This window comes from Bradyrhizobium sp. NBAIM03 (assembly GCF_020194055.1).
Classification (GTDB): domain Bacteria; phylum Pseudomonadota; class Alphaproteobacteria; order Rhizobiales; family Xanthobacteraceae; genus Bradyrhizobium; species Bradyrhizobium yuanmingense.
Map to the genome: position 1 here is coordinate 1 of NZ_JADYVS010000202.1, position 421 is coordinate 421.

Annotated in this window: 1 protein-coding gene; it reads right to left on the reverse strand. The window is 61.3% G+C overall.

Going from position 1 to position 421, the window contains the following annotated elements:
* A partial coding sequence (locus tag I6F21_RS38090; RefSeq protein ID WP_225184429.1) for a hypothetical protein occupies window positions 1-421 on the reverse strand: 421 nt, incomplete at both ends.

Consider the following 421-nt stretch of genomic DNA (forward strand, 5'->3'; position numbering starts at 1 on the left):
GCTCGGCCTGCTGCTGGGCGGATTTTCGGTAGCGTTTGCGCGGCTCCGGCTGTTTCTGGCGCGCGAACATCGCATACGGGCCGTCCTCGGTTTCATAGACTGTCAGCAGCGTCCAGCCCTCACCCTCCGGTGGCGTTGGCGTCCACTCAGCGCACCCATTACCAGCATCAACAATGCGCTCATAAGCATCGCAGTCGATGTCGCCATCCATGGCGCGAAAATAGGTTTCCAGGCCGAACGCGCCGAGCAGTTCATCGAAACGCACATTTTCATCGCACACCGGCAATGCGGGATGGTCCAGCCAGCCTTGCGCATCGCGCACGATCTCACGAGGTGCCAACAGGGCTTTTGCCAATCCTTCTAAATTGGCGCCGCTCGGCTCGGCCACTGTCGCGGCAGGAGCGCGGGACAGCATGTGCAT